Annotated in this window: 25 protein-coding genes and 1 pseudogene; 16 read left to right on the top strand and 10 right to left on the bottom strand. The window is 60.1% G+C overall.

Annotated elements, in window-relative coordinates; genetic code table 11:
- Window positions 1–2,211, bottom strand: coding sequence for an ATP-binding protein (locus tag FGZ14_RS01885; protein ID WP_139920631.1), 2,211 nt, complete (start codon window positions 2,209–2,211; stop codon window positions 1–3).
- A 70-nt stretch (window positions 2,212–2,281) separates the two neighbouring features.
- Window positions 2,282–2,707, bottom strand: coding sequence for a PaaI family thioesterase (locus tag FGZ14_RS01880; RefSeq protein ID WP_139920629.1), 426 nt, complete (start codon window positions 2,705–2,707; stop codon window positions 2,282–2,284).
- A gap of 93 nt (window positions 2,708–2,800) precedes the next feature.
- Between FGZ14_RS01880 and FGZ14_RS01875 the strand changes: the two genes are divergently transcribed.
- The 4 genes from FGZ14_RS01875 to coaD all read left to right on the top strand — a co-directional run bounded on the left by FGZ14_RS01875 (window position 2,801) and on the right by coaD (window position 5,658).
- The gene (locus tag FGZ14_RS01875; RefSeq protein WP_139920627.1) at window positions 2,801–3,409 is read left to right on the top strand and encodes a DUF4126 domain-containing protein; all 609 of its coding nucleotides are present in this window, start codon (window positions 2,801–2,803) and stop codon (window positions 3,407–3,409) included.
- 97 nt (window positions 3,410–3,506) lie between these two features.
- A complete protein-coding gene (locus FGZ14_RS01870) occupies window positions 3,507–4,016 on the top strand; it encodes an NUDIX domain-containing protein (RefSeq protein ID WP_139920624.1) in 510 nt (169 codons plus the stop codon).
- A 168-nt stretch (window positions 4,017–4,184) separates the two neighbouring features.
- Window positions 4,185–5,063, top strand: a complete 879-nt coding sequence (locus FGZ14_RS01865; RefSeq protein WP_180754456.1) for a DUF3822 family protein — start codon at window positions 4,185–4,187, stop codon at window positions 5,061–5,063.
- 130 nt (window positions 5,064–5,193) lie between these two features.
- Window positions 5,194–5,658, top strand: a complete 465-nt coding sequence (gene coaD, locus FGZ14_RS01860) for a pantetheine-phosphate adenylyltransferase (RefSeq protein ID WP_139920620.1) — start codon at window positions 5,194–5,196, stop codon at window positions 5,656–5,658.
- 81 nt (window positions 5,659–5,739) lie between these two features.
- Here the strand turns inward: coaD and FGZ14_RS01855 are convergent, their stop codons facing one another.
- Window positions 5,740–6,216, bottom strand: a complete 477-nt coding sequence (locus FGZ14_RS01855) for a hypothetical protein (protein ID WP_139920617.1) — start codon at window positions 6,214–6,216, stop codon at window positions 5,740–5,742.
- Between the two features lie 22 nt (window positions 6,217–6,238).
- The gene (locus tag FGZ14_RS01850) at window positions 6,239–6,940 is read right to left on the bottom strand and encodes an NUDIX hydrolase (protein ID WP_139920615.1); all 702 of its coding nucleotides are present in this window, start codon (window positions 6,938–6,940) and stop codon (window positions 6,239–6,241) included.
- A gap of 314 nt (window positions 6,941–7,254) precedes the next feature.
- Between FGZ14_RS01850 and FGZ14_RS01845 the strand changes: the two genes are divergently transcribed.
- Window positions 7,255–7,749 carry a metallophosphoesterase gene (locus FGZ14_RS01845; RefSeq protein ID WP_139920613.1) on the top strand — a complete coding sequence of 165 codons (495 nt, stop codon included), beginning with the start codon at window positions 7,255–7,257 and terminating at the stop codon, window positions 7,747–7,749.
- Between the two features lie 136 nt (window positions 7,750–7,885).
- Here FGZ14_RS01845 and FGZ14_RS21645 read toward each other — a convergent pair whose 3' ends face one another.
- Window positions 7,886–8,044 carry a hypothetical protein gene (locus FGZ14_RS21645; protein WP_180754455.1) on the bottom strand — a complete coding sequence of 53 codons (159 nt, stop codon included), beginning with the start codon at window positions 8,042–8,044 and terminating at the stop codon, window positions 7,886–7,888.
- 99 nt (window positions 8,045–8,143) lie between these two features.
- On the opposite strand from FGZ14_RS21645, the gene FGZ14_RS01840 reads away from it, so the two are divergent.
- The 3 genes from FGZ14_RS01840 to FGZ14_RS01830 all read left to right on the top strand — a co-directional run bounded on the left by FGZ14_RS01840 (window position 8,144) and on the right by FGZ14_RS01830 (window position 10,670).
- The gene (locus FGZ14_RS01840; protein ID WP_139920611.1) at window positions 8,144–9,169 is read left to right on the top strand and encodes a low specificity L-threonine aldolase; all 1,026 of its coding nucleotides are present in this window, start codon (window positions 8,144–8,146) and stop codon (window positions 9,167–9,169) included.
- A 184-nt stretch (window positions 9,170–9,353) separates the two neighbouring features.
- Window positions 9,354–10,022 (top strand): metallophosphoesterase, encoded by a 669-nt coding sequence (locus tag FGZ14_RS01835; RefSeq protein WP_139920609.1) that lies wholly within the window; start codon window positions 9,354–9,356, stop codon window positions 10,020–10,022.
- 9 nt (window positions 10,023–10,031) lie between these two features.
- The gene (locus FGZ14_RS01830; RefSeq protein WP_139920607.1) at window positions 10,032–10,670 is read left to right on the top strand and encodes a DNA-3-methyladenine glycosylase; all 639 of its coding nucleotides are present in this window, start codon (window positions 10,032–10,034) and stop codon (window positions 10,668–10,670) included.
- 3 nt (window positions 10,671–10,673) lie between these two features.
- Here FGZ14_RS01830 and FGZ14_RS01825 read toward each other — a convergent pair whose 3' ends face one another.
- From FGZ14_RS01825 to FGZ14_RS01815, 3 genes and pseudogenes are all read right to left on the bottom strand, one after another.
- Complete coding sequence (locus FGZ14_RS01825; RefSeq protein ID WP_139920605.1) at window positions 10,674–10,883, bottom strand: hypothetical protein; 210 nt, start codon at window positions 10,881–10,883, stop codon at window positions 10,674–10,676.
- 21 nt (window positions 10,884–10,904) lie between these two features.
- Complete coding sequence (locus FGZ14_RS01820; RefSeq protein WP_139920603.1) at window positions 10,905–11,165, bottom strand: hypothetical protein; 261 nt, start codon at window positions 11,163–11,165, stop codon at window positions 10,905–10,907.
- A 12-nt stretch (window positions 11,166–11,177) separates the two neighbouring features.
- Window positions 11,178–12,099: pseudogene (locus FGZ14_RS01815) on the bottom strand (DUF58 domain-containing protein).
- Window positions 12,100–12,542: 443 nt separating this feature from the next.
- On the opposite strand from FGZ14_RS01815, the gene FGZ14_RS01810 reads away from it, so the two are divergent.
- The 4 genes from FGZ14_RS01810 to FGZ14_RS01795 all read left to right on the top strand — a co-directional run bounded on the left by FGZ14_RS01810 (window position 12,543) and on the right by FGZ14_RS01795 (window position 15,063).
- Complete coding sequence (locus FGZ14_RS01810) at window positions 12,543–12,884, top strand: DUF3276 family protein (RefSeq protein WP_139920599.1); 342 nt, start codon at window positions 12,543–12,545, stop codon at window positions 12,882–12,884.
- Between the two features lie 280 nt (window positions 12,885–13,164).
- The gene (gene ychF, locus FGZ14_RS01805; protein ID WP_139920597.1) at window positions 13,165–14,262 is read left to right on the top strand and encodes a redox-regulated ATPase YchF; all 1,098 of its coding nucleotides are present in this window, start codon (window positions 13,165–13,167) and stop codon (window positions 14,260–14,262) included.
- Window positions 14,263–14,312: 50 nt separating this feature from the next.
- Window positions 14,313–14,522, top strand: a complete 210-nt coding sequence (locus FGZ14_RS01800) for an alkylphosphonate utilization protein (protein WP_139920595.1) — start codon at window positions 14,313–14,315, stop codon at window positions 14,520–14,522.
- An 82-nt stretch (window positions 14,523–14,604) separates the two neighbouring features.
- Entirely contained in the window at window positions 14,605–15,063 is a 459-nt protein-coding gene (locus FGZ14_RS01795) for a hypothetical protein (protein ID WP_139920593.1), read from the top strand.
- A 24-nt stretch (window positions 15,064–15,087) separates the two neighbouring features.
- Here the strand turns inward: FGZ14_RS01795 and FGZ14_RS01790 are convergent, their stop codons facing one another.
- Complete coding sequence (locus FGZ14_RS01790) at window positions 15,088–16,539, bottom strand: M48 family metalloprotease (protein WP_139920591.1); 1,452 nt, start codon at window positions 16,537–16,539, stop codon at window positions 15,088–15,090.
- Between the two features lie 375 nt (window positions 16,540–16,914).
- On the opposite strand from FGZ14_RS01790, the gene FGZ14_RS01785 reads away from it, so the two are divergent.
- On the top strand, window positions 16,915–17,865 hold the full coding sequence (locus tag FGZ14_RS01785) for a hypothetical protein (RefSeq protein ID WP_139920588.1): 951 nt from the start codon (window positions 16,915–16,917) through the stop codon (window positions 17,863–17,865).
- Window positions 17,866–17,958: 93 nt separating this feature from the next.
- On the opposite strand, the gene FGZ14_RS01780 is transcribed toward FGZ14_RS01785, so the two are convergent.
- Window positions 17,959–19,305 carry a DUF5103 domain-containing protein gene (locus tag FGZ14_RS01780; protein ID WP_139920586.1) on the bottom strand — a complete coding sequence of 449 codons (1,347 nt, stop codon included), beginning with the start codon at window positions 19,303–19,305 and terminating at the stop codon, window positions 17,959–17,961.
- A 255-nt stretch (window positions 19,306–19,560) separates the two neighbouring features.
- Here FGZ14_RS01780 and FGZ14_RS01775 point away from each other — a divergent pair, with 255 nt between their 5' ends.
- The 3 genes from FGZ14_RS01775 to FGZ14_RS01765 all read left to right on the top strand — a co-directional run bounded on the left by FGZ14_RS01775 (window position 19,561) and on the right by FGZ14_RS01765 (window position 23,980).
- A complete protein-coding gene (locus FGZ14_RS01775; protein WP_139920584.1) occupies window positions 19,561–21,243 on the top strand; it encodes an alkaline phosphatase PhoX in 1,683 nt (560 codons plus the stop codon).
- Between the two features lie 101 nt (window positions 21,244–21,344).
- A complete protein-coding gene (locus tag FGZ14_RS01770) occupies window positions 21,345–22,157 on the top strand; it encodes a leucine-rich repeat domain-containing protein (protein ID WP_139920582.1) in 813 nt (270 codons plus the stop codon).
- Window positions 22,157–23,980 (top strand): cytochrome c peroxidase, encoded by a 1,824-nt coding sequence (locus tag FGZ14_RS01765; protein WP_139920580.1) that lies wholly within the window; start codon window positions 22,157–22,159, stop codon window positions 23,978–23,980. The genes FGZ14_RS01770 and FGZ14_RS01765 overlap by 1 nt, the downstream gene beginning before the upstream one ends.
- Window positions 23,981–24,021: the final 41 nt, after the last annotated feature.

Genomic DNA, 24,021 nt, shown 5'->3' with positions numbered 1-24,021 from the left:
TTAAGCAACCGGCAGCGTGATAATAAATTCTGTTCCCTTTCCTACCCCCGATTCAACTGCCATAGTGCCGCCGTGGCTTTTCACGATGTCGGAGCTGAGAGAGAGGCCCAGGCCGGTGCCTTCGCCGGGAGGCTTGGTGGTGAAGAAGGCCTGAAACACTTTTGCCTGCACCTCGGGCGTCATGCCAACGCCGTTATCCTGCACCCGGATTTCTACGGTATTTGACTGGATTGCAGTAGATACGCGCAGGGTGGGAAGGTAGGCGGCGGTCGGCGGGCGCTGCACCACGGCGTACAGAGCGTTGGCGAACAGGTTCAGCAGCACACGGCCCATATCCGGGGCAACCACCGATACAGGGGGTAGCATCGGGTCGAGGTGGGTTTCGACTATTACGGCCTGGGTTTTCTCGCGTAGCTCCGGGGCCTGGCGGGCCAGGTACAGGTACTCCCGAATCAACTCGTTCAGATCGATGGGCTCGCGCTGCCCGGTGCCGGCGCGGGAGTGTTCCAGCATGTCTTTGATGATGGCGGAAGCCCGGATGCCGTGCTGGCTGATTTCCTGCAGATTCTGGCGCAGGCCCACCAGAATTTCCTGCTCCAGCCCGGCTTTCTTGCCCGGGTTGTGCATGGTATCCACCATGGTTGTGCTCACCTCAGCAAAGCGCTTCATGAAGTTGAGCGGGTTCTGCAGCTCGTGGGCAATGCCAGCCGATACTTCGCCCACAAACGCCCACTTTTCCGACTGCACCAGCTGGTGCTGGGTTGTGCGCAGCTGGGCCAGCGTCTGCTTATTGACCTGCAGCTGCCGGTACACCGCCACCCCCAGCCCCGATATCAGCAGAATGGCTACGGCCGCTACCCCCAGCAGCTGGTTGCGCTGGCGCAGGCGCATGGCCTGCACTACTTTTTCCTGGCGCAACCGAACGATTTGCGCGTTTTGGGCCTGCTCGGTGCGCTCCGCCTCATACTGGGCCACCAGGTTGTGGCCCTGGGCTTCGTTGAGGGTATCCATCAGGTTGAAGTAGGCGCGGGCGTAGAGGCGGGTAGCCTCGGCGGCCCCGTGCGCATCCTGAAAGCGAATAATCTGTTGCAGGTATTTGGGCCGCAGCATCTGAAAATTGGCGGCAGTGGCTTTCTCGTAAGCCTGGCGCCAGTGCTGGTCGGCCTGGGCAATGTTATGGCGGGCGGTGTAGTAGCGGGCCCAGGTGGCATCGAGCGCAAACTCGCCGGGACGTCCCGTTACGGGCATGTGCAAGGAGTCGGCAATCTGCTGGGCGCGCGTCAGGAGCGGCAATACTGCCTGGGGCTGCCGGAGGGCCAGCAGCACCTGGCTTTTCAGCACCAGCGCGTAGGCCCTGAACTGGGTTCCGTCCACGGGGTCGAGGCGGGCGGTTTCCAGCAGCAGGTCGGCGTAGCGCAGGGCCTCGGGCAGCTTGCCCTGCTGCAGATACAGCTTGCCCACCGCCTGCTGCCCAAAGAAGCGCTGCAGCCCGTTGATGGTGTATTGCTGATTAAGCCCGGACGCCTGCGTCAGGTAGTGCAGGGCTTTCTGGTCGTTGCCCCACTCGGCGTAGGTAGTGCCGGCTACCATCAGCTCATTGGCGTACAGGCGGCGGTGGAAGGTCCTGAAGAGGTCAGCGGCGTGCAGGTAGCAGCTGATGGCCTGGTTGTAGTCGCCGCGGTGGCGGTAGGTGCCGCCCAGCACCAGGTAGCAGGCCGCCTGGTTTTTTACGTTTCTCTCCACCCGGTACTGTATCAGCTTCCGCTGAAAATAAGCCTGGCGCCCAGCCGTTTCGTGCATGGCGTTGTAGAGGGGGGCCAGGTCAATGAGCAAAAGCGGCACCGGGTGGCCGGCGGCATCAAACAGTTCAACGGCCTGTTGCAGGGCGCTTAGGGCCTGGGGGTAGCGAGTAGCGCCGACCCACAGCCGCACACCGGCTTGCAGCTCCCGGTACGGAGCATCGTCTAGCTGCTGGGTGCGAGCATTCAGGGCGAACAGCGTATCCAGCAAGGGTAGTACCTGCTGACGGCGGCGCAGCTCCGTCAGCTCCACCACATCCAGCATGTGCCGGATGGTACGCACGCGGGCCGTGTCGGCAGGCTGGCGGCGCAGCACCTGGCTAAGCGAATCATAATCGGCGGCCCAGTAGCGGTGCTGGGCCTGAATGGGGCTGCCCAGCAGTAATAGCAGCACCGTAATAATCCACTTCATAACCAGGTAGAGCACACCCGGTGGGAACTATCCGGACTGCTACGCTAAGGTGAGAAGAAAACCTTAGATTCTACTGCTCAGCTGCGGGGGGCTCTACCACGGCCATGGTAGCCGTAGCCTTCGCAATCAGCTGGCTGTCGCACCACACTTCCGCCTCGCAGAAATGCAGGCGGCGCCCGGCTTTCAGGACCCAGCCCACGGCCCGCAGCTTCTGCCCCACTCCGGGGCGCAGGTAGCTGGTTTTCAGCTCCACGGTTACCAAGCCCGTACCATCGGGCACCAGGGTTACGGCGGCAAAGCCAGCTACCAGATCGGCCATGGTGGCTACCAGTCCGCCGTGGGCAAAGCCGCCGTGCTGCTGGTGCTGCTGCTGCAGGGTCAGCTCGGCCTCTACCCTACCCTCCTCAATGCGGGTAAGGTCGGCCCCGATGTGGTGCATGAAGTGCTGGCGGGTGAGCTTGCGGCGGATGCGGGTTTCGAGCGATTCAGTCGTCATAGAGCCACAAAGGTTGTGTATCTTTTGGAAGTTTGGCGCCGGGCCGCCGGGCGCCGCGCTTCTCTTCGTTTCTCCTTTGCCTACCTGCTTACCATGGAACATCTGGACTACCTGCTGAGTGGGGCCCTGGGCCTGGCGCTGGCTGCCTGCAGCGGCTTTCGGGTATTTGTGCCGCTGCTGGCCGCTTCTCTGGCTTATCGGACGGGCTACCTGACCCCGGCCGCCGGCTTTGCCTGGCTGGGCAGCTGGCCCGCCGTGGCCGTGCTGGGTACGGCCACGGTAGCCGAAATTCTGGGCTACTACGTTCCGGTGGTGGATAATATACTGGACACCATCACGGGGCCGGCGGCGTTCATTGCCGGCACTATTCTCATGACTTCGGCCCTGCCCGATATGCCCCCGATGTTGCGCTGGGGCTTGGGGGTGCTGGCCGGGGGCGGAGCCGCTGGCATCATCCAGACCGGTACTTCGCTGCTGCGGGCCGGCTCTACGGTTACCACGGCTGGCCTGGGAAATCCGGTGTTGGCCACGCTGGAAAATCTGCTGGCGCTGGTGGGCACGGTGCTGGGGCTGCTGCTGCCGCTGCTGATGGCCGTGCTGGCCCTGGCCGGCGTGGTGTGGGCACTGGTGCGGCTGCGGCACTGGCGGCAGCGCCGGGCAGCGCGCCGGGCCGGCCTCGTGGGGACGGCCGCCGGCCGGTAGAAAAGCATTTTGGCCGCCTCAGGTGAGCCGCTGCACCGGCTTTCTTCGTAAGCTTGCGTTTTGGTGCCTTTGCACGGCCGAAAGCTGAGCTTCTCTTATGACTGACTTCACTGCTGGTACTGCTGCTAACTCCCTGCTGGAGGCGTACGCCGGGGTAGCCCGGGTGCGGGTGTGCGGCCTGCTGGTCCGGAACGATACCCTGCTGCTTACGGCCCACCGTGGGCTGCTGCCCAACCAACTACCATTCTGGTCGCCTCCCGGTGGAGGGTGGCAATTTGGCGAAACGCTGCAACAGGGCCTGGAACGGGAATTTGCCGAGGAAACCGGCCTGGCGGTAAGTGTAGGGCGGTTTCTGCACCTGCACGAGTTTCGGGGTCCGGGCCTGCAGGCCCTGGAGCTGTTCTTTGAGGTACGCCCCCTCGACCCCACCGCTACCCCCCGCCTCGGCCTCGATCCGGAGCACGCCGCCCATGCCCAGCTGCTGACCCAGCTGGAGTTTATGACGCCGCGCCAGCTGGGGCTGCTGTTGCCTTCACAGGTGCATCCGGTGCTACGCGACATCATCAGCCCCGACGATGTATTTATTCCGCAGGTGCGCTTTCAGTAAGCCATGCCCCGGGCTAGCGGGCGGAGGCCCGACGGCCGCCCGGCTGGTTTATGCCGGGCCCGCACCTGGCTCCCGCACGGCAGGGCTTTCGAGTCGGGCGGCGCCTGCGTACCTTTAGCGGGCTTTTGCCTCTGTTTCCCGTCTGTACCCACTTTTTCCGCTACGCCTATGTCCGCTTCCGTCCTGACGCCTCCCCCGGCCGCCTTGCAGCGCCTGCACGACGAAACGCTGGACCTGGACAACCTCTCGGCCTACAACCTCTACCTGACGGCCGGCCCGGCCGGCCTGCGCGTGGGCGTAGCCGACGTGCGCCGCAATAAGTTTGTAGCCCTGGAAGATTACGCGGCCCCCGATACCGCCACTCCACTGGCATCCCAGCTGCAGGCCCTGGCCGCCGAACATGAGCTGCTGGGCCGCACCGGCTGGAACCGGGTGCGCCTGGCCGTGCAAAACCGGCATTTCACCTTGCTGCCCGCCTCTTTGTTTCGGGCCGGCGATGAGGCTGCTTACCTGCGCCTCCACCATGCTACCGATCCACAGCGGGAGCAGGTGCTGCACTATACCCACCCGGGCCTGGAAATCACCAACATCTTTGCCGCCGAGCGGGCCCTGGCCGAGTGGTTTCAGGCTGCCTACCCCGAGGGCCGGCTGCTGCACCATACCAGTGCGTTGCTAGAAGGCATTACTCACCAGAACGAGCAGGGCGGTTCCCGCCGTATTTATCTTAGCATCAGCTACCAGGAGGTTACGCTGCTGGCCATGCGCGACAAGCAGCCGGAGTTCTGCAACGTATTTCCATTCAGCACTCCCGAGGATCTGATTTACTACACCATTCTGGTGATGCAGGAGTTGCAGCTTAACCCCGACCAGGACGTGGTAACCGTGTGGGGCGACCTTACCCACGACTCGGAGCTATTTACCATTCTGCGTAAGTACATCCGCAACATCCGGTTCGGCAACCGCCCCTACGACCTGGGCTACAGCTACCGCCTCAACGACGTATTTGAGTATCGCTATTTCGAGCTGTACGCTCTGCACTTGTGCTAATAAGTCGCTTATTAATGAGTTGGTAAGACGGATTGTTAGCGGTACCACCAGTGCAAGCACTCCGGCCTGAACGACAAACTCACCAGCTCACCGATTGCTCTTTCACTACCTCGCCAGCCCATTTTTCTCTATGCGTATCGCTCTGTTCCCCGGCTCTTTTGACCCGTTTACCAACGGCCACCTGGACGTAGTACGGCGCGGCGCGGCCTTGTTTGATGAGGTTATCATTGCCATCGGGAACAACAGCAGTAAGCAGCGCTACCTGCCGGTAGAGCAGATGATTAGTCTGATTGAGGATATTTTTCGGGACGAGCCACGGGTGTCGGTCCGGGCCTACAAGGGCCTTACCGCCGACTTCGCCCGGGAGGTAGGCGCACGGTTTCTGCTGCGGGGCCTGCGCAACACCACCGACTTCGAGTACGAAAACACCATTGCTCAGGCCAACCGCCACGTTAACCCCGAGCTGGAAACGGTATTTCTCATCACCTCACCCGTGCTGGCCGCTATCAGCAGCACCATTATCCGCGAAATTCACCGCTTCGGGGGTAATGTAGATGACTTCGTGCCCTTCCGGCTGCCGCCGCCCGTTCTGTAAGCCTACCATGTGCCCCACAACGCCAGCGGCCGCCTGAGCTTATCAGGCGGCCGCTGGCGTTGTGGGGCATAGGAAGATCCGCTATTTCCGGGCTACCACGCGCATGCCAATTATTTCCCGGTTATTGCTGGGGTTCACCACAGGTAGCACAATGTACTGGGACGAGGTAAGGCTCAGGTTGCCTTTCTGCAGAATCTCGTCTTCATCAGTACCTACCAGCACCAAGTCCCGGACTTTGCGGGTACGGGCGTTGAAGGTTGCCACAACCGTGACGCCGTTGTGCTCGAAGGTATTAATCCAGTCTTCGCCTTTCGTGGCCTTCATCTGCTCCGCCGTGGGCTCAGCTCCTACTTTCTGGTCGGGGGTCTCGTGCGGCGGCCCCAGCACCCGGCGCACCTGGTCAATGTTGCGCCCTACCAGGGCCGGCACATCGAGGGCAGCTGCGGGAGCGGCCGCGCTTTCCGGGGCCGGCGTGCGCGGCTCCGATGCCGTTTGGGCACCGGTGCAGGCCCCGGCGCCCAACAGCACCAGCAGCGGCAGATGGCGGAAAACTGACATACGCACGAGCAAAGCAGGTGAGTTACTTGGCTGATTCCTGGCTGGCGGGCGCCTGTCCGGCCGTTTCGCTCAGGTAGTGCCGCACTACCAGGGCAATGCTAGCATAAGACTCATCGAGCACGCCCAGCGCCTCCTGGGGCGTCATCCAGCGCACTTCCTCAATGTACTCTTCGGCCTGGGGCTTCATGAGCGAGTCGTCGAGGCAGCGCATGATGTACCAGTTCGTTTTTTTCAGGATTTTGTTGCCGTTGTAGGCATAAGAGTGCCAGGTGCTGGGGAGCTTGTCCCCTATTTCCACCTTAATGTTGCACTCTTCCTCTACTTCCCGCAGGGCGCCCAGCATGGGGTCCTCTTCTTTCTTGAGCTTGCCTTTGGGCAAATCCCATTTACCCAACCGGTAGATCATCAATATTTTACCTTCCTGCACTACCAGCCCGCCGGCCGCTTTTACAATCTTGAACTGGTCTTTCAGGTGCAGAATCAGACGCTTCTTTTTGCGGGCCAGCAGCGTAAGCGAAGTCAGCTTCTTCAGCTTTTTCACTTCCATCAGGCGCAGCAGCCGGTCCACGAACACGTCCGTCACGTCGCGCACCAGCACGTCGCCCACCAGATCCTTTGAGATAAACTCATCCTCCGGATTCAGAATCAGGTCGTACTTGTGCTTGTATATCTTCTCGCTGTTTTTCTTGATAATCAGCGGAATATCGTTGATGAAAACGTTCATCGCGGGGTAATCTGGAGAGGAGCAAAAAGGGGACTCAGGCGGGGTGCTGTAAAACACAGCATATTTCCCCGGAAACGAAAGCGTCCGGGGGTCGGGCAAGATACGGGATGTCTGCGGTTGTGTTGTATCAGGGGGTAGTTGGATGAGGGATAATGGATGAAGGATAGATGGATAATGGATGGATGGACAAGGGATGAAGGACAGATGGATAATGGAGGAGGATGGAAGCGCAAGAAACAGGAAGTGTCCTTACTCCACTATCTGTAATCCCTCATCCTTTATCCAACTACCTTTATTCTTTATCTCTCATCTGCATGAAGAAAATCGGCTTGCTCTCTGACACCCACAGTTACCTCGACGACCGAATTTTGCACCACCTGCGCGGCTGCGACGAAATATGGCATGCCGGCGACTTCGGCACGGCCGAGGTGGCCGAAACCCTGGAAACCGTGGCACCCCTGCGCGGCGTGTATGGCAACATTGATGGCCAGGACGTGCGCCGTACCCAGCCGCTGGTGCAAAACTTTGAAGTGGAAGGCTTGCGGGTGCTGATGACCCACATTGGCGGTTACCCCGGTCACTACAGTCCGGCCGGCCGCACGCTGGTGCAGCAGGAGCGCCCGGGCCTGTTCATCAGCGGCCACTCCCACATCCTGAAAGTAATGCCCGACCATAAGCTGGGCCTGCTCCACCTCAACCCCGGCGCGGCTGGCCGCCACGGCTTCCATAAAGTGCGCACTCTGCTGCGGTTTGAGGTTGCGGAGGGCAAAGTGCAGCACTTGCAGGTAATTGAGCTGGGCCCAAAGTAATACTATTGACCACAACAGCTAACCAGCCGCAGCTAATTAAAAAAGCGCCTCTTTCCGTAGAAAAAGACGCTTTTGAATATTCTGGTTGGTACCCACCGACACCGGGGTAGGTGCACCAGACGCGAAAGGCGGCTGACTAAGCGGCGGCTTCGGTCTTGGTGAAGCGGGCTTTCAGCTCGTCGAGGTCCACGTTCTTCAGAACGGGGGTGAGGAGCAGTTGCTTAATAACGCGCTGCTTGTTGTTAGCGCGGGCAATGTTCTTGCGGTGCTTCCGCTTCAGACGGGTAACGCTCATTTTTTCCGGGTCGGTTTAGTCTTTCAGTAAATGAGGGGCAAAAGTAACGACTAAATTTGAAACCGGGAAACCTTTCCCGCTTTTCCCTTTCCTAACTCCATGACTGAATCTGTAATTGACCTGCGCTCCGATACCGTAACGCGCCCTACCCCCGCCATGCTGGAAGCCATGTTTCAGGCCCGCGTGGGCGACGATGTGTACGAAGAAGACCCCACCGTGCGGGCCCTGGAGCAGGAAGCAGCCGCCCGCTTCGGGCTGGAAGCCGGCCTGTTCTGCCCCTCCGGCACCATGACCAATCAGATTGCCATTAAGGCTCACACCGAGCCGCTGTCGGAAGTAGTCTGCGAGCAAAACTCCCACATTTACCTCTGGGAAGTGGGCGGTATTGCGTTCCACTCGGGAGCCTCGGTGGCGTTGCTGCCCGGCAACCGGGGCCGCCTCACAGCCGCGCAGGTAGAGGCCGCCATCCGGCCCGTGAACGTGCACTACCCCACCACCAGCCTGATTTCCCTGGAAAACACCCACAACCGGGGCGGCGGCAGCTGCTACGCCCTGCCGGAACTGGAAGCCATTGCGGAGGTTGCCCGTCGCCACCGGATTCCGCTGCACCTCGATGGGGCCCGCATTTTCAACGCGCTGGTGGCTACCGGGCAGCCGGCCCAGGAGTATGGCCGCCTCTTCGATACTATTTCGGTGTGCCTGAGCAAGGGTCTGGGCACACCGGTGGGCTCAGTGCTGCTGGGGAGCAAAGCCTTTATCCAGAAAACCAAGCGCATCCGGAAGGTGATGGGTGGCGGCATGCGCCAGGCCGGCTACCTGGCCGCAGCGGGCCTTTACGCGCTGGAGCACAACGTAGAGCGCCTCTCCGACGACCACCGCCGCGCCCGGCAGCTGGGCACGGCTCTGGCCGCCCAGAGCTACGTAGCCGAGGTGCTGCCCGTGGAAACCAACCTGGTTATTTTCCGCTTGCAGGACAATACCCCCGCTGAGCAGTTCCTGGCTCAGTTAGAGCAGCAAGGGATTCGGGCAACTTCCTTCGGCCCCCAGATGATCCGCTTCGTGACCCACCTCGACATCGACGATGCCATGATCGGGCGGGTAGAGGCGGTGCTGGCGGCCCTGTAAGCCGCCAGCACGCGTGCTTGTACTAAACAAGGCAGGGCTGAACAGCCCCGACTTCCGGGCCTTCGGTTCCTGCTTTGTTCTGCTGCCCCGGCGCGTTTTTCAAAAACAACCGCAACCCATGCTTGCTGCCGCCTGCCCCGGTCTGGCGCCGGACGAAGCGGGGGCGGAAGCGTATGTTTAGACGATGATACACCACAATCTTTTCCTGATAGGCGATGTGCACGGCTGCTACCATACGTTTCGGGAGCTGCTGGGGCACTGGCGCCCGCAGGAAGAGCTGCTGGTACAAACCGGCGACCTGGTGGACCGGGGCCGCTTCGGGCCGGAGTGCGTGCAGCTGGCCCTGGAGCTGGAACAGCAATACCCCGGGCGCACGGTGTTTCTGCGGGGCAACCACGAGCACGAAATGCTGAAGCACTTCGGCCCTACCGGCCCCAACCCGGCCTGGCTGGGCTGGGGCGGCCGGGCCACGGTGCAGCAGTACCAGGGCCGACCCGACCTGCTACAGCAGCACCTGAGCTGGCTGAGGCAGCGCCCTTTCACCTGGGAAAACGACTACGTGCTGGTTAGCCACGCGGGCTTTGCTGACACGGAAGCCCCCCTGGACGCGGAAAATATGGATGGTGTACTCTGGCGGCGAGGCCCGCTGCGCAACGTGGGCCGGCGGCAGGTAGTGGGGCACACACCCACCGCCACTGGAGCGCCTACCTTCGAGGCGGCGGCCAATGCCCTCTACATTGATACGGGCGCCTGCTTTGGCCGTAACCTGAGCGCCTTGCGGCTGTCGTTTACCGGCGACTTGCTGGGGGAAGTTTTGATTCCAACCTCCCTACTGGATATTGTCCTGACCTAGCCTTCTCTTATGGCTGCTCCTACCCCCCTCCCTACCCTAAACCCCGCCCTGCGGCACCTCACCCAGGCCGATCCGGTGCTGGCCCGCCTTATCCGGCAGGGCCGCCCCATTGAGCCTTCTGCCCACGAAGACCTGTATCTGGCTTTGCTACGGGCCATTGTCAGTCAGCAGATTTCCACGAAGGCGGCAGCGGCCATCTGGCGCAAGGTGCAGGCCCTGTTTCTGCCTGAAGGCTACCCCGAGCCGGCGGCCCTGCTGCTCCTTTCCGATGAGGACCTGCGGGCGGCAGGCATTTCACGCCAGAAAGCAGGCTACCTGCGCGCTATTGCCGATTTTGCTCAACGCGACCAACTCGACCACGCTCACCTCAGTCAGCTCTCAGCGGAAGAATTTACCCAGCACCTCACCCAGATTAAAGGGGTAGGCCGCTGGACCGCTCAGATGCTGCAGATGTTTGCCCTCGACCAACCCGACGTATTTCCGGAAGGCGACCTGGGCATTCAGAACGCCATGCGCCGCCACTATGGCCTGCAGGAAACCGGCCGCGCCCTGCTGACGCGTATGATAGAGCTAGCCGAACCGTGGCGCCCCTACCGGACCCTGGCCAGCAAGTACCTCTGGCAGTCCCTGGACAATGCGCCAGGGTAGGCCCTAGGCCTCTGGCTTGCCGTTACGCTCGTTGCGGCGGGCATCCCAGATACCCAAGCCAATGGCTATAAACGTAGAAACAAAGGGTACCAACAGACCGAACAGCAGCCAGGGCCAGAACCGCCGGCCGTACATGTGCGCGATGTAAACGGTCATCACCGCCGACAGCAGGCAGACAGGCAGGGCAAAGAACAGCAGGTTGAGGAAATCCATACCACAAAAGTACGCAGAAGCCTATTGGTAGTCGGCGGGCACCTGCTGTAGTTGGGCGGCGGGTTGCCAGTGCGGGGGGTTCATATTGGGGTAAAACCACGCCGCACCGGCTGCTAGCCACTGGGCGCGGTACTGGCGGGCAGAATCCGGAGCGTAATCATCATAGCCGAACACTACCCCACAGCACGCGCAGGTGCTGAAATCCGGCGAGTGCCCATCCGGCCCCCACGGCGACTCATCGTAATCCAGGCCGCACACCCGGCAGTACCACACTTCCATCATTACAGCAGCTGGTTACCGGGCTTTGCCGCGCTTCACGAGGGTAGGCGTGCAGCACTTTATCGAACGGCTCCCGGATGTCCACGGGCACAAAATCAATTTTGTACTGCCCGCAGCGCAGGGCCAGTTCCTGCTCGTAGCGGTGCATAGTGGCCTGGTACTGCGCGCGCACCTGATCGGGCTGCAGCTTCACCGTCTGGCCGGTTTCGAGGTCCTCGAAGAGGTAGGGCCGGTCCTGGAAGTTGAAGTTGGCCTCCGTGGCGCGGTCCATCACGTGAAAGAGCAGCACTTCGTGATGCTGGTGGCGCAGGTGTTGCAGGGCGGCCAGGGTTTCGGCCTGCGCCTCGGGGGCCCGGCCCAGCATGTCGGAAAACAGCACCACCAACGAGCGTTTCGGGATTTGCTGGGCTATGGTATGAATGACGCCCGACACATCGGTGCGGGCCCGGCCGGGGGTAGCAGGGCGCTCCAGCAGCTGCTGCAGGGTCAGGAGCAGGGTGTGGCGGTGGCTGCTAGTGGAGCGCACGGGCGTTTGCAGCTCCACCTGGTCGGAGAAGGTAACCAGGCCTACCGCGTCGCGCTGCTTTTGCAGCAGCGTGGTAATAGCCGCCGCGCACAGCACCGAAAACCGCAGCTTATCGTGGGAAGGCGCGGGGTAGTACATGCTGGGGCTTACATCGAGCAGCAGGTGACAGCGCAGGTTGGTTTCTTCCTCGTAGCGCTTCACGAACAGCTTATCGGTGCGCGCGAATACCTTCCAGTCGAGGTGGCGGGTGCTTTCCCCGGGGTTATAGAGGCGGTGCTCCGAGAACTCCACCGAAAACCCATGGTAGGGCGACTGGTGCAGGCCCGTGATGAACCCTTCCACCAGCTGGCGGGCCAGAAACTCCAGGTTTTCGAACGAGCGGATAGCGGCTAAGTCGAGGGGTTGGGCCATAACTGCAGGGGTAGGAAGGCAACGGAAAGTAGCCCTAAGGTACAAGGAAACCCGCGCGGGCCCGCTGCAGCCCGCAACAGCAGGCCCGCGCGGGAGGTTCGGTTTAACAAAGTCAGCTGGCTGGTAGGCTACTTACCTGGGTATGCGTCCCCAACGAGCCAAAGGCTGAACGGTAAAGGCGCGGCCTCTACCTTTTGTCGGGTCTCTCCACCGCCGCGTCAATATATAGCCTGCAGTATATTCATCTTGCTTTTATACCAGGCGCTTACACTGAGCATACGAGTGGCACATACGGCGTTTTTTTCACACTTTGCAAGGTTTTTGCGGTTCAGGGCCCGGAAAAGGAAAAAGCCCGCCTTCAAATTTTTATATATGATTGAAAGCACGTATTTTGCGCTGAACTTCAATCATCTTGGAATAACAAAAATTTACCGGAAGGAACTGTGGAAGACCGTCACGACCAGGAAGAAATCTACTCCCAGCGCATTAAAGCCGGCAAGCGCACGTACTTTTTTGACGTGAAAGCTACCCGCGGCCAGGACTACTATCTGACCATTACGGAAAGCAAGCGTCGCCTGCGCGACGACGATACTTTCTCCTACGAGAAGCACAAGATTTTCCTGTACAAGGAAGACTTTCTCAAGTTTGTTGATGCCCTGCAGGATGCCGTGGATTACGTACGCGAAGAGCTGCTGACCCCCGAAGAGGTAGCCGAGCTGGACCGCCCCCGCCCCGCCTACGACGAGCGGGAAGGCAACTACAACCGCGCCGACGACACCTACTAACCCGCCCCCGCAAGCCTAGCGAAACACACACTACTCAGCATTTTTGCTTTCCATTTTACGGCGCGTCCGGCTTCGGCCCGGCGCGCCGTTTTGCTGTGCGGCACGAGCTTTAGCGCATAGCGGCTCTGCCCGGGGCCCCTTATAGCGGGCCACCGCATTGCCGGCAGCCTGTACTGTACCGCGCGCCGTGCTTTCCTTGGAAAAGCCCCGTACCTTTGCGCCATGAATTGCTTCTTCGGGAGCCATTCACCATCTCACTAACTCACTATTTCACCGTCATATGGGTCTCCGCTGCGGTATCGTCGGCCTGCCGAACGTGGGCAAATCCACGCTGTTTAACGCTCTTTCCAACGCCAAGGCCGAGTCGGCCAACTACCCCTTCTGCACCATCGAGCCGAACGTGGGCGTGATTACCGTGCCCGATGAGCGCCTTCAGATTCTGGAGCAGCTGGTAAACCCCAAGCGCGTGTTGCCTACCATCATTGAGTTCGTGGACATTGCGGGCCTGGTGAAGGGCGCTTCCAAGGGCGAAGGGCTGGGCAATAAGTTCCTGGCTAACATCCGGGAAGTGGACGCCATTATCCACGTTATCCGCTGCTTCGACGACCCCAACATCGTGCACGTAGCCGGCGGCGTTGACCCCGTCTTCGACAAGGACGTTATCGATACGGAGCTGCAGATCAAGGATCTGGAGAGCATTGACAAGAAGCTGGCCAAGTCCGAGCGCTCGGCCAAGAGCGGCGATGCTGTGGCTAAGAAAGAGGTAGCAGCCCTGCAGCGCTTCAAGGATGCCCTGGAAGCCGGCCAGAACGCCCGCGCCGTGCAGGCTACCCCCGAGGAGCTGGAGGCCGTAGCCGATCTGCAGCTGCTGACCATCAAGCCCGTGATTTACGTGGCCAACGTAGACGAGGCCAGCATTCAGGATGGTAACGCCCACACGGCTGCCCTGCAGGCTCACGTAGCCCAGGAAGGCGCCGAAGTGGTGCTGGTGTCGGCCGCCATTGAGTCGCAGATTGCGGAGATGGAAGACCCCGAGGAAAAGGAAATGTTCCTGGCTGAGTACGGCCTGAAAGAGTCGGGCCTGAACCGCCTGATCCGCGCTTCCTACTCCCTGCTGAACCTGATTACCTACTTCACGGCCGGTGTGCAGGAAGTACGCGCCTGGACCATCCACAAGGGCGACAAGGCTCCCCAGGCTGCGGGCGTTATCCACTCCGACTTCGAGAAGGGCTTTATCCGGGCCGAGGTTATCAAGCTGGCCGACTACCAGGAGTACAAAACCGAAGTAAAGATCAAGGAAGCCGGCAAAATGGCCGTGGAAGGCAAAGATTACGTGGTGCAGGACGGCGACATCATGCACTTCCGCTTCAACGTTTAATCACGGATTTAGACGGATTAATCGGATTTCACGGTTTCCCTACCCCTATCATGGACGTAAAAGACAGCAACGGCAACCTGCTCACCGAAGGCGACTCGGTTACCATTACCAAAGACCTGAAAGTAAAGGGCATGGCCCAGGCGCTCAAGCGCGGCACCGTGGTCAAGAACATCCGCCTTACCAACTCGCCCGCTGAGATTGAAGGCAAGGCCGGGGGTAGCATGCTGGTTATCAAAACCGAATTCGTGAAGAAAGCCTAGCCCTTTCTCTGCAGCCGCTCCGTAACTTAAGCGCCCCGGTCGAAATGGTTCGGCCGGGGCGCTTTGTTATATACGCTTGATTATGGGGTTCAACGTGACTGTGCTCAGGGCAGTTGATTCGGAATATGAAGACAGTGGCGTCTTCATAAATAGATCATACTACAACTTCGTCGCCAGCTATGATTTATTCGGGGAAGAGTCTGTGATTATAAGTGTTGGCAACTACTTAGGACTTGATCTGCATCCTCTAGTTAAGCTAACTTATCTGGATAGCCTGGAGGAAGAATCTGAAGAAGATGAAATTGTCGTTAAACAAAACGTAGATGAACTGCTGACGCTTGTCAAGACTGTTGCCGAAAAGATGCAGAGTCAACCGAACATGCTTAATGAAGTTACCTACAAGGCGAAGCCCTTTCAGTATAGCATGTGGGAAGATTACTTCAAGTCAGGACAAATGACGGAAGATCTTGAGGCCGTCATTGAAAGTCTTACTCATCATAAGGAAGCCGGGGCAACTGATGTAGTGTTTGGAGTTCTTTAATTGTCTTTTACATCAATTGACATTCTACTTCCCTACCACCTTAAACAGCTGACCGGCCGTTAGCTTATCCGTGGTTTTCATGCCGTTTACGATGGCCAGTTCCTCGTGGCGCTTGGCGGGCACGCCGTTGGCCGTGAGGGCTTGGGCCAGCGTCTGGCCAGCTTTAGCGGTTTTGATGCGGATGCGTTCGGGCTGCTTGTTGAGCTTGGCGGCATCGGTGAGGCGGCGGTAGCCCTGAGCCGTGCGCTGAAACTGCGGAGCATACGTGCTGAAGTCGTTGGGTGAGGTCAGGCCCACGAAGGCGTACAGGCTCTGCCCATCCTGAATGATGTAGGTGAGCGTGCGGGCCGTGATGCCCTGCTGGCCGGTTTGCTGGTCCTGCCCTACCTGGTCGCCCTGAATGGCAATGGCAGGGAAGCCGTTGACGGTGGTTTTCTGGGCCTGGGCATTCTGCAGCTTCAACTGCTCAGCGAGGCTTTGCGCGGCCGCATCGAGAGCACCGCTACCAGCGGGCAGCAGCACGATAACGGCCTTGCCGTTGGGCTCGGCCATCTGGAACTGGCTGGGCGAGTTCTGCGACTTCCAGCCCTGAGGAATCGGGAACTGAAACTTCAGATCGGGGTGGTAAAACACGCTGCTTTCCACGTAGCCTTCGCGCGGATTGTCGCCGTAGGGCAGGCCTTCAATCAGGCGCAGGTACTGGTCGCGGTTCACGGCCAGCTGGCGGCCGGCCTGCTGCTCGGCCTGCTGGGCCAGCTTTTTCACGTTCTGGTAACGGTCGGCGGAGTTGGGGTGCGAAGACAGGAAGGTGGGCACGGTGGCGGCCCCGCTGCTTTGCTCGGTACGCGAGAGGGTCAGGAAGAAGTCGGCCATGGACGCCGGGTCGTACCCGATTTTGCTGGAGTATTTCACCCCCAGCTTATCCGATTCATTTTCGTCGTCGCGGCCGTACTTAAGCAGGCCCAGGCCCACCACCTGCGAGGCCGGCTGGGCAATGGAGGCTACCCGTTTCGAGAGGATGGACCCCAGAATAAGTGCCCCGTTGGCAATGGTGGAGCGGGTTTGCTGCTTCTGGCCGTGGCGGGCCGTAATGTGCCCGATTTCGTGGCCCAGCACTCCGCTGAATTGCGCTTCGTTGTTGAAGTGGGCCAGAATGCCGCGCGTAAAGTACACGTGCCCATCGGGGGTAGCAAAAGCATTGATGATGGGCGAATCGACGATGGTAAAGCCTTTTACGTCAGCGGGGCGGTCGGAAATGCGGCCCATCTGCATGCCTTTCTGATCAATGTAGCTTTGCAGCTTGGCATTGTCGAGTAGGCCGAACTGGGCAATTACCTGTGGGTCGGGCTGGGCGCCCTGCACAGGTGCTACCGGTAGCGCGGCGGGGGATACAGCGGCTGGTTGGGAGCTGCTGAGCGGCAGCAGCAGCGCCAAAGCAGCGCCGGTGTGTAGAACAGAAGTGAACGTAGGGTACATGGTGAGAGAGCTAGGGTGATGAGCCGGGAGAGGGACTACGCCTGCAACGAAGCTCCACGGCTGCAAGGTTACAGAACCGCTAGCCACCAGACCAATTCCGTGCCGATTCAGCTAGCCAGCCATCCTAAGCGGTTTTCCAGACGGTGTAGCGGAGGTTGTAAATACGCTTGCGTCTTATTGTCGGCTCCTTGTGGGGTGCTCAACAGCTGGCGTTCAACGATTGAAACGAAAGTAGGCCTCACCACATCACGTAGGAATCGACTAGACGAAAATCCATAGTAACTCAATTCACTTTATAAAATTATTTTAATAATTAATATTAATTAACTAATTATACCCCGTCATTCACCTTCACTCCTTATTCCCTCTTTTAGTATGAAAAAGGCTACTCAAATGGCGCTTTGCCTTACGCTGGCTTTAGCAGGCAGCAGCGCTTACGCCCAAAACAACCTGACCACGGTACAGCAAGTAGGCAACGACAACGCCGCCACCGATACGCAGCGCGGCAGCCGCAATACCATTGCCGTGCTGCAAAGCGGGGCAGGCAACACGGCTACGGGCACGCAGGCTGGCAACCGTAACACGCTGCAGCAAACCCAAAGTGGCCGCGACTACACGGCCACGGCTACCCAAACGGGTATTCGCAACGCTGTTACCCAATCGCAGACCGAGAATTTCTGGAGCGGCGGCAGCGTGGCGGCCGTACAGCTCGGCAATGAAAACCAGAGCACGCAAACCCAGGTAGGCCAGGGCGCGGCATCCGTTATCCAGATTGGCAGCCGCAACGAGGCCCTGCAGGATCAGCGGGGCCGGGCGCTGCAGGCCTCCATTAACCAGGTGGGAAGCGCCAACACCGCCGAGCAGCACCAGGAAGGGCCGGGGAGCACGGCAACGCTTTCCTCGACGGGCAACCGCAACTACTCCTACCAGAGCCAGCGCGGCATCAGCCAAACGGCTACCGGGGTGCAGATCGGCAACGACAACCGGCTGATCCAGACGCAGTCGTTTGGGGATAACGTGGCCTCAGCCCTGCAGATTGGCAACCGCAACGTGGCCGAGCAAAGCCAGAGCGACGGCTCGGGCAACCTGGCGGCCGTGGAACAAACCGGCTCCGGCAACCGGGCTTACCAGGCCCAGGGCCTGGGCGTTTCGGGTGGCGGCAACCAGGCCCTCATCGAGCAGGACAGCTTCAACAGCGTGGCCAGCCAGCAGCAGGCCGGCATTCTGAACGAGGCCCGCACGTACCAGGGCCTTTCGGGCCAGAGCAGCACAGTGGCCCAGAACGGTACCGGCCACGAAGCGGTAGTACACCAGAACCATCCGTAGCACCGCTACGGCTTGACCCGTTAGCATTAGCATACTACAACAGCGGCGCCCTGGTACCAGGGCGCCGCTGTTGCATTCAGGAAGAAGATGAGTTTAGGGCTGACGGCCATTTACGTTCACCGTCTGGTAGCCAACGAGCAGATCGGTGCGGGTGCCGGGCGGGCGGTAGTACACCAGCAGATCGTAGCGGTTTTCGGTTTCCTGGTGGCTGCCTTCCCAGTACACGCTGTTGGGACCCTGGGGCGTTTGCACGGCGTAGAGGTAGTTGTAGTAGCCTTGCTTGAGCAGGGCGTGGCCGATGTACTGCCGGGCCGCGGCATCGTAGGTCAGCTTAAACTCATCTTTGAACTGCCAGTCGGAAAGCGCGCCCAGCACATACACGGGGCCGGGTGCCGGCTGCTCGGCCCGGAGCTGAAAGGTCACGTCGAGGTAGTCGGCGTTGGTAGCACCGTTGCCATACTCGCGGCTCTCAATTACACGCTGCCCGTTGATGTCGTCGTACTGGGAGTAGGCTTGGCCGTTGCGGGTAGCTTCGGGCAGTAGCAGGGCGGCGCGGGGGGTAGCCTCGGCATCAATGCGGGCCACGCCCACACCCAGGGAGCGGAACGTGCGCAAATCAACAAACCGGAACTCGCTCAGGGCCGGGAAGGCATTCTCGAAGTTGAAGTACTGATAATCCAGCTGGCGCTCGGCGTCGCGCACGAAGGTGGGGCGCAGGTTGTACTTGGCATTGTCCCAGCGGTAGTTCTGGCGCAGTACCACCTTTACCTCCTGGGCCGGGTTTACCAGCTGCATATTGTAGCGGATACCGAAATCGAGCTGCTGCAGGGTGTAGCGCTCCTGCCCAGCTACCGGAATACCCTGGCGCAGGTACACCTGCACGCCGCCCTCCTCGAACACCAGCACCCGCCGGCTCAGCAGGGGCGTACCGCCCGGCCCCTGCACTACCCACAGGTAGTTGCCCGAAAGCTTGACGCGCGGCATCCGGAGGCGGTAGTGGTAGTAGGGCACCCTGGTACTCACCGAGGCCCGGTAGTCGGTGATAGTTTGCTCATTGATTTCCGACAGAAACTGCAGATCCGTCAGCACGGAGGGCTGCCAATTCAGGTCGCAGTGCACCAGCTTGGCCGTGAGGCGCTGCCCGGTACCGCCCAGCACGTCAAACTCCAGCACCGCAGGCTGCCCCTGGGACAGCGGCACCACCGGCGGATTAAACACCTCGTTTGCCTGCCCGGTGGGCACGTAGCACTGCACCGTGCGCACGTTGGGGTCGTACACGGCGTCCTCGTAGCGCAGGGTTTTGTTGGCGTAGTACTCGGGGGCTTGCTGGCCGGGGGTGGCGGGCCGGCGGGCGGCGTTAGGGTCGGTGATGGGCGTGCCCAGCGGCACACAGGCGGTGGCCGCCAGCAGCAGTACAGCGGAAAAAAGGGGGTAGCGCATAAAAGCGAATGTAGGCGATACGGCGCACTTCCGGCGCGGGCCCGCCGCCGCTGCGCCGGTGGCAACCCGGCCGGGCGCTAGCCACCAGCAGCCTGGGCGCTGGCCGCCGGACCGCCAGGCCCGGACCAGCCGGAGTGCGGAGGGCCAGGACGTAACACCTCGGTAACCACGAGTTTATAAAGCCTTAACCGGCACTTAAACCACGCGAAACAGTGGGTTTCGTACTTGCGGCGCATTCCAAACCAAGCCCTACGCATGAAATCTACCTCTACCTTTCTGGCCGCCGCTCTGCTTGGCGGCAGCACCGCGGGGCTGGCCCAAACGGCCTGCCCTACCCTGCCCGAGGACCACATCAGCCGGTTTACGTCGGTGCAGCCCTCCACCCAGCCCCAGGACCTGCGCATCCCGTCCACGCACACATTTCAGATGCTGGCGCAGGGGGGTAATGCCTACACCAACGCCGCCGATGGCAACATGCTGGAAGCTTTCGACTTTACCGGGTACGCCCCTATAAGCGGCAGCAGCACCAATGGCTACCTCTCTATTAACCATGAGGGCTCCGGCACAACTTCGGGGGTAAGCATGCTCAGCCTGAACTTTAATGCTACCTCCAAGCTGTGGAACGTAACGGCCAAGCATCCGGTAAATTTTGCCCCCGTACTTGGTACCATTAACAACTGCTCGGGCACCGTCACCCCCTGGAGCACGATTGTGACCTGCGAGGAAAATCTGGGACCTACTAACCCCGTGGACACCAACAACGACGGGTACCTGGACTCCGGCTGGAACATAGAAATTGACCCTGCTACGCATGCCGTAAAAGACCAGGACGGTGACAGCAAGCCTGATAAGCTGTGGATGATGGGCCGCCTGAAGCACGAGAACATCGTTGTGGCTCCTGACCTGCGCACGGTGTACGAAGGCGCAGATGACGGTTCTGCTAACAGCTTCGTGTATAAGTATGTGGCTGATGCTGCGGGTAAGCTAGGCAAGGGCAAGCTGTATGCTCTTCAATTAAGTGGGGCTATTGGCACAGCCACTACGGGCACCTGGATTCAGGTACCAAACTCTACTCCTACGGAGTGTAACAACACCACTACGGCCGCCAGAGCATTAGGTGCTACCAGCTTCAATGGCGTTGAAGACATTGAAATCAGCCCGCTTACCGGCCAAGTATATTTCACGGCCAAAGGCCCCGGCACTACCTACCGCTTCACTGATTCAGGCGCCACCGGCACTACTATCAGCAACTTTGAAATCTTTGCTGGCAACTCGCCTACGGTAACCGACCAGGCTTACACCATCAACTACGGTACTGGCACTATCTCAGAGCGCTGGGGCACCGGCAACGATAACCTCACCTTTGATTCCAAAGGCAACCTGTATGTATTGCAGGACGGCGGCCGCAACCACATCTGGTTGATCAAGCCCTGCCACACGCAGGCAAGCCCAGCCGTGGAGCTGTTTGCCGTAACCCCTGCTGGCTGTGAGCCGACAGGCATGACCTTCTCGCCCGATGAACGGTTCATTTTCGTTTCAATGCAGAGCCCGGATGAGAAGAATACGCTTGCTACCCTGGATGCGGCGGGCCAATCGGTAGTCTTTAACAAATCCACTGCCTTGGTTATAGGGCGCAAAGGCACGCTAGGTACTGCCACGGCCTTAAGCACCGCCAAATCTGAGCTCATTAAGGCCGATGTGTATCCGAACCCCGTGAGCAACGACGAGCTGACTATTGCCCTGTCGCACCGGCTGCGGGAAGCGGCTACGCTAACGGTGTATAACTCTGTGGGCACCCGTGTACTGGAACAGACGGCTACCCTAAACCAGGGCCAGAACATGCTGAAGCTGACGGTAAGCCAGCTACAGGGCGGCCACTACAGCCTGGTTATCAAAACGGCTACCACCCTCACTACTCGTCATTTCATTAAGCAGTGAGGTACAGCCTACTTTTTCTTTCAACCTTACTAGTTGTTGCCCTGCAGGCTTTGCAGGGCAACACTTGTTTGGCGCAGTGCACCACCAAAGTTTCTCATTCCTTGTCTGCTGCTCTCAGCCAGCCTGCCTGCGTTACCGAGCTAAACCTGCGGGGCCAGAACCTGGAATTACTACCCCAAAACATAGAGCAATTGCGGCGGCTGCGGCTGTTGTTTGCCCACGAAAACCACCTGCGCCACCTGCCCAGCACCCTCACGCAGCTGGATAGTCTGCGGGTCCTATTCATCAATAAGAACGGCTTACTGGATTTACCGCCGGCCATTGGCAGCCTGCACCGACTGCGGCAGCTGCAGATTGAGCAAAACATGCTCACGGAGCTGCCTCCCAGCATTGGCACCCTCGACAGCCTGCGCTACCTGATGGGAGCTTACAACAACTTTACTTCCCTGCCCGAGCAGGTAGGGCGCCTGACGCAGCTAGAGTATGTAGATGTTTCGCACAACCAGCTGCTGTTTCTACCCGCCTCCATTGGCAGCCTACATAGCCTGCGCTACGTGTATCTGAACGATAACAAGCTGCAGAGTCTTCCTGCCCATCTTGAAAAAATGACTAAGGTGGAAGAGCTAAACCTGGCAAACAACCAGCTGGAGCAGCTGCCGGAGAGCCTGGGCAACTGTGCGCAGCTGAAGGTGCTGATTCTCTCGGGAAATCAGCTAAAGCAACTCCCCAAAAGCCTGGGCAAGCTGCAGAACCTGGAAATGCTCATTGCCAACGATAACCAGCTGACGGCCTTGCCCAAAAGCCTGGGAAAGCTGAAAAAGCTGAAAACCGTCATCGTGCGCAACAACACCTTTAGCCCGCAAGCCCGCCGCGCGGCCGAAGCCCGCCTGCCTGGAGTTAAATTTCACTTCTGATGCACACCCGCTCACTACTACCAGGCAGCGGCCTGGTTCGCTCCCTGCTGCTGGGTCTGGCGGGGCTGCTGTTCTCCTTCGCGGTGCTTTACCAGTCGCCCGCCGAGAAGGTAAAGGGCTACTACACCCGCCACCTGCAGCAGCTGCACACGCGCCTGCAACGCTTTCAGGAAACTGCCCACACCGCCGATACCACCAGCCTGCGCCAGCAGTTCGCGGCCTGCCGCCAGGAGTACAAATGCCTGGAGTTTGCCGTCGAGTACTACTACCCCCATGCGGCCCAGCGCATCAACGGGGCGGCACTACCCGAAACCGAACCCGGCGAGCCGGGCGAGGTAATTCCGCCCACTGGCTTTCAGGTGCTGGAAGACTACTTGTTTGCTACCCCCGACACGCCCGGCAACCGTGACTTGGTGCACCAGGAAATCGACAACCTGCTCTACCAGATGCGCTACCTAGAGCAGCAGGCGCCCGTGCTGGTTTTCCCGGCCGAGGAGGTTTATGACGCTCTACGCCTGAACCTGTACCGCCTGGCGGCCAAAGGCCTTTCGGGCTTCGACTCGCCCGCCGCCCATGCTTCTCTGCCTGAGGCGGCGGCCACTCTGGAGTCGAGCCGGGAGGTGTTGGCGCTGAGCAACGCTCCTGCTACCCTAACCCAACAGCTGAAACGCTGTGCCGCCGCCGTAGCCCGCCCCGGCCAGGACTTCAACTCCTTTGATCGAGCCCGGTTTTTTACCCGCTACTTTAACCCTGCCCTCGCTGGTCTGCGTCAGGCCCAGGCAGAGCAGGGCATTCCTTTTACAACCACGCGCCGCGCTGTGCGGCCCACGGCGGCCAGCTTTTTCGTGGCCGATGCGTTTGACCCTGGCTTCTTCGCTCCCGCGGACGCCGCCCCGGCTACCCCCGCCGTGCTGGCCCTGGGCGAGGCCCTGTTTCAGGAGCCGTTGCTGTCGGGCAAAGCGGGACGCTCCTGCGCCAGCTGCCACCAACCGGGCCAGGCCTATACCGATGGGCTGCGCGTGAACCGCTCCCTGCTGGCCTCTGCCGAACTGGAACGCAATACCCCTACCCTGCTCAACGCCGCCCTGCAGCCCGACCAGTTCTACGACAGCCGGGTGCATTTCCTGGAAGACCAGGTGCACGCCGTGGTATCGAACAAGGCCGAAATGGGCGGACAGCTCAGCGAAGCCCCGGCCCTGCTGCGCCGCAAAGCTGCCTACCCCCGTCTGTTCGCCCAAGCCTTTGCCACCGAAAAGCAGCCCGTTACGGAGCGTAACATCCGCCGCGCCGTGGCGGCCTACGTCCGCTCCCTGGTGGGCCTCAACAGCCGCTTCGACCAGTTCCTGCGCGGCGATACTACGGTGCTCGGCAACCAGGAAATTTTGGGCTTCAACCTGTTTATGGGCAAGGCGCAGTGTGGTACCTGCCACTACCTGCCTTTATTTAACGGAACCGTGCCGCCCCTCTACGACAAAACGGAGAGTGAAGTACTGGGTGTGCCCGCCACCACCGATGCCGCGGCTCTGAAGCTGGACACGGACCCCGGCAAGTTTCTGCTCTACGGCGTGGCCCACCAGCAACACGCCTTCAAAACGCCCACCGTGCGCAACGCGGCCCTCACCCCTCCTTACATGCACAATGGCTTATACCAAACCCTGGAAGAGGTGCTGGATTTCTACAACCGGGGCGGCGGTGCCGGCATGGGCCTTTCCGTGCCTACCCAAACCCTGGCCGAGGACAAGCTCGACTTAACCAACACTGAGCAGCAGGCTATTATTGCCTTTATTAAGTCTTTGAATGATGCGCCAGCAGCCATCTATTAACTTCATTTCTCCCTAGGAAGCCCTACTCCTGATATATAAGC

Origin of the sequence: Hymenobacter sp. DG01, from assembly GCF_006352025.1 — a bacterium.
Lineage (GTDB): Bacteria > Bacteroidota > Bacteroidia > Cytophagales > Hymenobacteraceae > Hymenobacter.
The sequence above is the reverse complement of the archived record's forward strand: the minus strand, read 5'-3'. Positions and strand labels throughout refer to the sequence as shown.

Bases quoted from the DNA above. Each gene is read 5' to 3' on its own strand.
- FGZ14_RS21645 (WP_180754455.1), bottom strand. From the start codon at position 8,044: ATGAGCGTTACCCGTCTGAAGCGGAAGCACCGCAAGAACATTGCCCGC.
- FGZ14_RS01840 (WP_139920611.1), top strand. From the start codon at position 8,144: ATGACTGAATCTGTAATTGACCTGCGCTCCGATACCGTAACGCGCCCT.
- FGZ14_RS01880 (WP_139920629.1), bottom strand. From the start codon at position 2,707: ATGACGACTGAATCGCTCGAAACCCGCATCCGCCGCAAGCTCACCCGC.
- FGZ14_RS01825 (WP_139920605.1), bottom strand. From the start codon at position 10,883: ATGGATTTCCTCAACCTGCTGTTCTTTGCCCTGCCTGTCTGCCTGCTG.
- FGZ14_RS01830 (WP_139920607.1), top strand. From the start codon at position 10,032: ATGGCTGCTCCTACCCCCCTCCCTACCCTAAACCCCGCCCTGCGGCAC.
- FGZ14_RS01850 (WP_139920615.1), bottom strand. From the start codon at position 6,940: ATGAACGTTTTCATCAACGATATTCCGCTGATTATCAAGAAAAACAGC.
- FGZ14_RS01780 (WP_139920586.1), bottom strand. From the start codon at position 19,305: ATGCGCTACCCCCTTTTTTCCGCTGTACTGCTGCTGGCGGCCACCGCC.
- FGZ14_RS01800 (WP_139920595.1), top strand. From the start codon at position 14,313: ATGGACGTAAAAGACAGCAACGGCAACCTGCTCACCGAAGGCGACTCG.
- coaD (WP_139920620.1), top strand. From the start codon at position 5,194: ATGCGTATCGCTCTGTTCCCCGGCTCTTTTGACCCGTTTACCAACGGC.
- FGZ14_RS01885 (WP_139920631.1), bottom strand. From the start codon at position 2,211: ATGAAGTGGATTATTACGGTGCTGCTATTACTGCTGGGCAGCCCCATT.
- FGZ14_RS01875 (WP_139920627.1), top strand. From the start codon at position 2,801: ATGGAACATCTGGACTACCTGCTGAGTGGGGCCCTGGGCCTGGCGCTG.
- FGZ14_RS01765 (WP_139920580.1), top strand. From the start codon at position 22,157: ATGCACACCCGCTCACTACTACCAGGCAGCGGCCTGGTTCGCTCCCTG.
- FGZ14_RS01785 (WP_139920588.1), top strand. From the start codon at position 16,915: ATGAAAAAGGCTACTCAAATGGCGCTTTGCCTTACGCTGGCTTTAGCA.
- FGZ14_RS01865 (WP_180754456.1), top strand. From the start codon at position 4,185: ATGTCCGCTTCCGTCCTGACGCCTCCCCCGGCCGCCTTGCAGCGCCTG.
- FGZ14_RS01845 (WP_139920613.1), top strand. From the start codon at position 7,255: ATGAAGAAAATCGGCTTGCTCTCTGACACCCACAGTTACCTCGACGAC.
- ychF (WP_139920597.1), top strand. From the start codon at position 13,165: ATGGGTCTCCGCTGCGGTATCGTCGGCCTGCCGAACGTGGGCAAATCC.
- FGZ14_RS01835 (WP_139920609.1), top strand. From the start codon at position 9,354: ATGATACACCACAATCTTTTCCTGATAGGCGATGTGCACGGCTGCTAC.
- FGZ14_RS01775 (WP_139920584.1), top strand. From the start codon at position 19,561: ATGAAATCTACCTCTACCTTTCTGGCCGCCGCTCTGCTTGGCGGCAGC.
- FGZ14_RS01790 (WP_139920591.1), bottom strand. From the start codon at position 16,539: ATGTACCCTACGTTCACTTCTGTTCTACACACCGGCGCTGCTTTGGCG.
- FGZ14_RS01820 (WP_139920603.1), bottom strand. From the start codon at position 11,165: ATGATGGAAGTGTGGTACTGCCGGGTGTGCGGCCTGGATTACGATGAG.
- FGZ14_RS01855 (WP_139920617.1), bottom strand. From the start codon at position 6,216: ATGTCAGTTTTCCGCCATCTGCCGCTGCTGGTGCTGTTGGGCGCCGGG.
- FGZ14_RS01795 (WP_139920593.1), top strand. From the start codon at position 14,605: ATGGGGTTCAACGTGACTGTGCTCAGGGCAGTTGATTCGGAATATGAA.
- FGZ14_RS01870 (WP_139920624.1), top strand. From the start codon at position 3,507: ATGACTGACTTCACTGCTGGTACTGCTGCTAACTCCCTGCTGGAGGCG.